The organism is Halorubrum sp. SD626R, assembly GCF_001261915.1.
Taxonomy (GTDB): domain Archaea; phylum Halobacteriota; class Halobacteria; order Halobacteriales; family Haloferacaceae; genus Halorubrum.
Genome location: NZ_CVRT01000006.1, coordinates 1 through 6499, shown reverse-complemented (window position 1 = coordinate 6499; position 6499 = coordinate 1). Strand labels below are relative to the sequence as shown.

At 70.1% G+C, this 6499-nt stretch carries 9 protein-coding genes; 4 read left to right on the top strand and 5 right to left on the bottom strand.

The features are described 5' to 3' along the window. The coding region (locus tag SD626R_RS16975) for a hypothetical protein (protein WP_218054127.1) at positions 1-187 on the bottom strand (187 nt) is incomplete at its 3' end. Between the two features lie 24 nt (positions 188-211). On the opposite strand from SD626R_RS16975, the gene SD626R_RS00315 reads away from it, so the two are divergent. Beyond that, positions 212-724, top strand: coding sequence for a metal-dependent hydrolase (locus tag SD626R_RS00315; RefSeq protein ID WP_092561903.1), 513 nt, complete (start codon positions 212-214; stop codon positions 722-724). Between the two features lie 88 nt (positions 725-812). On the opposite strand, the gene SD626R_RS00310 is transcribed toward SD626R_RS00315, so the two are convergent. After that, positions 813-1604 carry a PHP domain-containing protein gene (locus SD626R_RS00310; RefSeq protein ID WP_092561900.1) on the bottom strand — a complete coding sequence of 264 codons (792 nt, stop codon included), beginning with the start codon at positions 1602-1604 and terminating at the stop codon, positions 813-815. Between the two features lie 140 nt (positions 1605-1744). On the opposite strand from SD626R_RS00310, the gene SD626R_RS00305 reads away from it, so the two are divergent. Beyond that, positions 1745-2041: a DUF7565 family protein gene (locus SD626R_RS00305; protein ID WP_092561897.1), complete on the top strand. Its 297-nt coding sequence runs from the start codon at positions 1745-1747 to the stop codon at positions 2039-2041. A 32-nt stretch (positions 2042-2073) separates the two neighbouring features. Here SD626R_RS00305 and rocF read toward each other — a convergent pair whose 3' ends face one another. After that, a complete protein-coding gene (rocF, locus tag SD626R_RS00300) occupies positions 2074-2982 on the bottom strand; it encodes an arginase (RefSeq protein ID WP_092561894.1) in 909 nt (302 codons plus the stop codon). Between the two features lie 105 nt (positions 2983-3087). Here rocF and SD626R_RS00295 point away from each other — a divergent pair, with 105 nt between their 5' ends. Together SD626R_RS00295 and SD626R_RS00290 are read left to right on the top strand one after the other, a co-directional pair. Continuing rightward, complete coding sequence (locus SD626R_RS00295) at positions 3088-3399, top strand: hypothetical protein (RefSeq protein WP_092561891.1); 312 nt, start codon at positions 3088-3090, stop codon at positions 3397-3399. An 89-nt stretch (positions 3400-3488) separates the two neighbouring features. After that, positions 3489-4022 (top strand): Rrf2 family transcriptional regulator, encoded by a 534-nt coding sequence (locus SD626R_RS00290; protein ID WP_008004417.1) that lies wholly within the window; start codon positions 3489-3491, stop codon positions 4020-4022. A gap of 216 nt (positions 4023-4238) precedes the next feature. Here SD626R_RS00290 and SD626R_RS00285 read toward each other — a convergent pair whose 3' ends face one another. Then, entirely contained in the window at positions 4239-5420 is a 1182-nt protein-coding gene (locus tag SD626R_RS00285) for an NAD(P)/FAD-dependent oxidoreductase (RefSeq protein ID WP_092561888.1), read from the bottom strand. 58 nt (positions 5421-5478) lie between these two features. After that, positions 5479-6318 carry a nucleoside phosphorylase gene (locus SD626R_RS00280; protein WP_092561885.1) on the bottom strand — a complete coding sequence of 280 codons (840 nt, stop codon included), beginning with the start codon at positions 6316-6318 and terminating at the stop codon, positions 5479-5481. Positions 6319-6499: the final 181 nt, after the last annotated feature.

Sequence of the window (6499 nt, the reverse complement as noted above, 5' to 3'; positions counted from 1 at the left end):
CGGCCGCGGCCGCGTACTGCATCACGTGGAAGAACTTCGGCTCCTCGTACTCCATACCGACCGCTGGGCGCCGTCTCCCGTGGCTCTTTCGACCGGCGGCTCCGCGCGTCGTGCCTGCCCGGGCGGCGGTCCGACGCCGTCCGGTAGGGCGACCGTACCGCCGCCCGCCGAAATCCGGTGGTTTCACCTACGGCCCCGGCCAGCCGGTGATATGAACAAACGCGGCCACGTCCTCAACGCCCTGCTGCTCGCGATCGGGCTCGGCTTCGTCATCGAGCCGAGCCTCAGCGCGGCCACCGCGCGGACCGTCGCCGAGATCACCGTTCCGATCGTGTTGGGGGCACTGTTCCCCGATGTCGACACCGCCTTCGGCCGCCACCGGAAGACGCTCCACAGCCTCCCGGTGCTCGCCGTCTTCGTCGCGTACCCGGTCGTCTTCGGCAACCTCCAGTACGTCTGGATCGGCGTGTTGACCCACTACCTCCTCGACGTCGTCGGGAGCCGGCGGGGCATCGCGCTGTTCCACCCCCTGTCCGACAGGGAGTTCGGCCTCCCGTCCGGCGTGACGACGAGCAGCAAGTACGCCGACCTCGTCACCGTGGTCGTCACGGCGGTGGAGCTGGCGGCGTTCTGGGCGCTTCACACTTACATCGTGACGCTCGATCTGGACGTCTCGGCCGCGACCCGAGCGGCGAGCGAGGCGGCGGCCGGGATCGGGATCTGAGCGGTTTCTGTTCGGTTCGGCGCGGTCTCGATCCGGCTCGGTTCGGTCCGCTTCGCCCCGCCCCGACGCGGTCGCCGCGGCGACGCCCTCACTTCGGTCGGTAGTCCGACAGCGTCCCGGAGTAGACGCTCACGTCGTTGAACCGGCCCTCGTAGACGACGTTGGTCGGGAGGGTCGGCTCGTCGCCGGAGAGGAACAGGCGGTCGAGCTTCTCCCACGTGTTCTCGTAGCCGAGGTGTGCGAACTCCAAGAGCCCGCGGAGCTGGTGGCGGACCCCGCCGCGGTGGACCACGGTCCGGGGGCGCTCCTCGCGGAAGGCGTCGACGACCGCCTCCTCGTCGTCGAGGTCGCCGTCGAACTCGGTCCACGCCTCCCCGACGGTGCCGGGCAGGTGCGCGTACGAGGAGCCGAAGCCGGGCATGTCGGTCACCTCGGCGATCCGCCGCGTCCGGGTGTTCTGGTGCGGAAGGAGCTTGGTGTTGTACGTCTCCACCGCGGCGAGCCGCTCGGCGTGGGCCGCGACCTCCGGGCGCGTGAGCGAGATGGTGGCGAACCCGGGGTGCGGGACGAGCACGGCGGCGTCCTGGCGGTCGAACTCGGCCATCGCCGCCTCGAAGGTGATGTAGTCGGGAACGGGCTCGTCCAGACCGAGGACGAGGAGGTGCCGGCGGTTCCCCCAGTCGCCGGTGAACACCTCCCGGCCGGGGACGATCGTCAGGTCGTCGTCGGCGTAGCGGGCCGCGCGCTCCCGGACCGTCGTCAGCCGGGTGAAGTGCGGCGCGTACACGAGCGCGTCGATCCCCCGCTCCTTCGCGAGGGCCACGACGTCGTCGTCGAGCACCTTCACGTGGGCGTCGACGCGCGTTCTCGATCGGGTCACGTTACCGGACGGTGTGCGTCCCCGAGCAAAGGCGTATCGTTTGACAGCGAGGGGATCCGGTTCCCCCGGCGAGGGTACGGCCGGGGTGATCGGGGGGCGCGGGGGAAACGGTTAATCCCCCGCAGGCGAGACGGGGAACCATGCCCCGCTGGACGTGCGGAATCGACGGCTGCGACGCCGCCTTCGACGACGTGGAGTCGGCCATCGTCCACCAGACCGACGGCCACCAGCGCCACGAGTGCAAGGTGTGCGGCACGATCGTCCCGGACGGCTACTTCGCGATCCGGCACGCGTTCGACGAGCACACCCGCGCCGAGTTCGTCCGCGCGTACGACGCCGACTCCGCGGCGGTCCGCCGCCGCGAGGAGATCAAGCGGGAGATCGAGCGCGAGGCCGACCTCCAGCGCGTCGTCGACGAGCTCGACCGCGGCGTCTGAGCGTCGGTCCCGCTTCGGCTTTCCGCCGGCCCTTACCACAGCACCCGCTTTCCGAACGCGCTCGCCGCCAGCTCCGTCGCGAGTTCGGCGGTCTCGTTGTGCTGGTCGAGCGTCGGGTTCACCTCGACGAGCTCCATCGACCGGAGCGAGTCGGCCTCGTCGACGATCTCCATCGCGCTGTGGGCCTCCCGGTAGGTGACCCCGCCGCGGACGGGCGTCCCCACCCCGGGCGCCTCGTTGGGGTCGAGCCAGTCGAGGTCGAGGCTGACGTGGACGCCGTCGACGCCGGCGCCCGCGGTCGCCATCGCCTCCTCCGTGACCTCGGTGATCCCGCGCTCGTCGATGTCGGACATCGTGTACGCCGCAAAGCCGTGTTCGCGGATGACCTCGACCTCCGAGTCGTCGACCGAGCGCAGCCCGACCAGGGCGACGTTCTCCGGTGAGAGCCCGGGCGCGTTCGCCCAGTCGGAGTCCGCGAACTCGTCGAAGCCGAGCGCCGCCGCGAGCGGCATCCCGTGGACGTTCCCCGAGGGGGTCGTCGACGGCGTGTTGAGGTCGGCGTGGGCGTCGAACCACACCGCGCCGATGTCGGCGTCGCGCGCCGACCCCGCCAGCGACCCGATGGCGATCGAGTGGTCGCCGCCGAGCGCCAGGGGCACGGCCCCGTCGGCGAGCGTCCCGCCCACCTGGTCCGCGAGGCGCCGGCAGACGTCGGCGGTCTCCCGGAGGAACTTCGCCTTTCCCGCGCTCGGCGCGTCCGCGTTCGGGTCGCGCTCCTCCGCGCGGGGGACCGCGAGGTCGCCCGCGTCGACGACGCCGACGCCCGCGCTCGCGAGCTGGTCGGCGAGCCCGCCGTACCGGATGGCGGACGGCCCCATGTCCACGCCGCGTCGGTTCGCCCCGTAGTCGGTCGGCGCGCCGATGATCCTGACGGTGGTCATACCAGCCCGCGCGACGCCCCGATGCTTGAATGGTGCGGTCCCCGCGGGGCCGACCCGCCGGACGCGATCGCACACGGTTTTGCCGCGCCGCCCCGACGGACCCGTATGAGCGGTTCCGACGACGACTCCGGTCCCGTCGACGACGACTCCGATCCCGACGAGGACGCCGACGGCGACGACCGCGGCGCGGGCGACGCGCCACCCGAGTTCGACCCCGCCGACGTCGCCGGCGGCGACATCGAACCGGTCGGCGCCATGATCGCGGTGGCCTTCACCGGAGCCGTGATCGGGCTCGTCGGCGCCGGGATCGCGCTGTTCGTCAGCGACCTCGGGCTGGCCCTGATCGGCGTCGGCGTCGTCGTCGCGCTCTCCAGCCCCCTCGCGTACCTCCGGATCCGGCGGCGGTACGGGACGTGACCGCCGACGGTCGCGGGACGCGGAACCCACACGATCGTTTATAACGGGCTTCCATCGCATTTAAGCGGTGCGGCCGTCTATTCGCGACCATGTCATCGATCGAGCTCACATCCAGCCAGAAAAGCATCCTCACGGCCCTCATCAACCTGTACGGGGAACAGGAGGACGCCGTCAAGGGCGAGGCGATCGCCGAGGAGGTCGACCGCAACCCCGGCACGATCCGTAACCAGATGCAGAGCCTGAAGGCCCTCCAGCTGGTCGAGGGCGTCCCCGGCCCGAAGGGCGGCTACAAGCCCACGTCGAACGCCTACGAGGCGCTCGACATCCAGCGCATGGACGAGCCCGCGGACGTCCCCATCTTCCACGAGGGCGAGGAGGTAACGGGGGTCAACGTCGACGGGATCGACCTCTCCAGCGTCCACCACCCGGAGCTCTGCCGCGCCGAGATCCACGTCCAGGGCTCCGTGCGGAAGTTCCACGAGGGCGACTCCGTCACCGTCGGGCCGACGCCGCTCTCGAAGCTCGTCATCGACGGGACCGTCGACGGGAAAGACGACACCGCGAACATCCTCATCCTCCGGATCGACGACATGCGCGCCCCCGACGAGCCCGCCGAACACTGACCGCGGAGCACACCGTCGTCTCCGACGAGAGCGATCCGCTCCGCCGTACACGACCAGACTGACTTCTCCCTCGACTTTACCAGAACCAGACCGCCGTTCACAGCACGCGTCGGCTGGAGGCGGCGGCGTCGCTTGATCTCACGTGAACACGACGGGTAGTCGCGTCACCTGCCGAACATCGGTCGCGTGCGTTCGATCGGGTGCGTTCCCCGTCTCCTACATGTCGCCGAACGCGCTGACGCCGCGCCCGGTCGAGGAGACCTTGGCGATCCAGCGCGTGGCGATGGCCTTCTTGAGGAGCTTCGCGGGCGTGCCGCCGAACGTCTGGATCGGCATTCCCATGACGTCGTGTGCGACGGCCTCCTCGCCGACGGAGATGACGGTGCCTTTGTCCTCGTGTGTCCACGACTTGAGAGGCGCGCCGCGGGCGGCGCGAGCGAGGTTCTCGCCGGCGACTTCGGCGGCCTGCCACGCGGCCTGCGCGGTCGGCGGGGCCACGTCGTCGTCCCCCTGCTCGACTAATGCGGTGTCGCCGATGGCGAACACGCGGTCGTCGCTGGTGGTGAAATCGGAGCCGGCGTGGACGCGGTGTGACCGCTCGTCCTTCTCGACGTCGACGTCTTCGATCTCCGGCTGCCCGGTGATGCCGCCGGTCCAGATCAGCACGTCGTAGTCCAGTTCCTCGGGCGCTTCGTCCTCGCCGCCGCCGAGGTAAACGGTGTCCTCGTCGGCCTTCGAAATGAAGTCCCCGGTGCGGATGTCGATGTCGGCATCCTGGACTCGCTGACGCAGCGCGCCCTGTATCTGCGGGTCGTTGTTGGGGAATATCTCGTCGAGCCCCTCGACCAGCGTGATCTCGATCGGCGCGCGGTGTTTGTCGCGGTACTCGGCGATCTCGCCGGCGGTCTGGATGCCGGAGAGGCCGGCACCGCCCACGATGACCTCGACCGGCTCGGAGCGCGTCGCCTCCGCGGCGGCCGAGCGGACGTCCTCGTGGATCGCTTTCGCGTCGTCGAGGCCCTTCAGCTGGTGGGCGTTCTCCTCTAACCCCTCGATGCCGAAGAAGGCCGTCGTCGAGCCGACGGCCAAGAGGAGGTAGTCGTAGTCGACGGTCGTTCCGTCGTCGGTCTCGACGACGCGGTCGTCGACGTCGACGTCGACGACGCGGCCCTGCACGAACGCCGATTCGGGCGATTTGATCTCGTCGACGGGGATCGTGATCTTGTCTTCGACCGCGGGGTTGCGGATCGCGCGGTGGACCTCGTGGAGCACGAGGTGGTAGTCGTGTTCGGATATCCAGGTGAGTTCGGCCTCGCCCTCGCCGACCTCGTCTTCGAACGCCTTCACTGCCCCGGCACCGGCGTACCCGGAGCCGACGACGACGATCTGGGTGGTCATGCCTGTCAGTCCGACGCGCGCGGGTAAAGTCGCTTTGGAACGGTCGCGATTCGCCCGACTACAGCGACAGCCCGGCGTGCCAGCGGTCGGCACCGGCCTCGCGTTTGACCTCGTCCATGCGGGCGAGAAGCGCCACCGCGAGACTCGCCGTCTCGGACGCGCGCGACTCGCCCTCGGTCCTGAACTCGCCGGTGACTCGGTTGGCGTAGACGGAACAGACCGCGCCGGCGCGGAGGACGTAGACGCTCGCGACCGTGAGGATCGCCGACGCCTCCATCTCGATGTTCTTCACGTTCGCCTCTCGCAGTTCCGCGACCAACTCGGCCGACCCGGCCGCCTCGAACCCCTCGAAGCCGGGGCGGCCCTGCCCCGCGTAAAAGGAGTCGGCGCTCATCGTGACGCCGGTGTGGTAGTCGTATCCGAGCCGCTCTGCGGCGGCGACGAGCGCGGAGACGACCTCGCCGTCGGCGGCGGCCGGGTAATCCTCGCGAACGTACTCGTCGCTGGTTCCCTCCTGTCTGACCGCGCCGGTCGTGATGACGAGGTCGCCGACGTCCATCTCCGGCCGGATCGCGCCGCAGGAGCCGACGCGAACGAAGGTGTCGACGCCGACGCGAGCGAGTTCCTCGACGGCGATAGCGGCGGACGGCGAGCCGATTCCGGTGGAGGTCACGGAGATCGGCGTACCGTCGTAGCTCCCGGTCGCGGTGCGGTACTCGCGGTGGGAGGCGACCTCCTCGGCGTCGTCCCACAACCCGGTGATCGTGTCGACGCGCTGGGGGTTTCCGGGAAGGAGGACGGCGTCGGCGACGTCGTCCGGTCCCACCTCGACGTGGTACTGCACCTCGTCGCCGGGATCTTCGCTGTCGCCGGGGCTCGCGCCGCGCTCGTCAGTCATGTCCCCGGACCTTCGCCGAGACGTTTAAAAGTCGTTCCGGCTCGGAGAGCGGTTCCCGATCGGGGTGTCCGCGCGGACGGCCGCGCTCCGAACTCACCGGTTCCGCGCGTCGTCGAGCGTGGCCTCGTGTATCGCGTTCGGGAGCAGTTCGCCGAGCGTGTACTCGCTGGTCTCGCCGTCG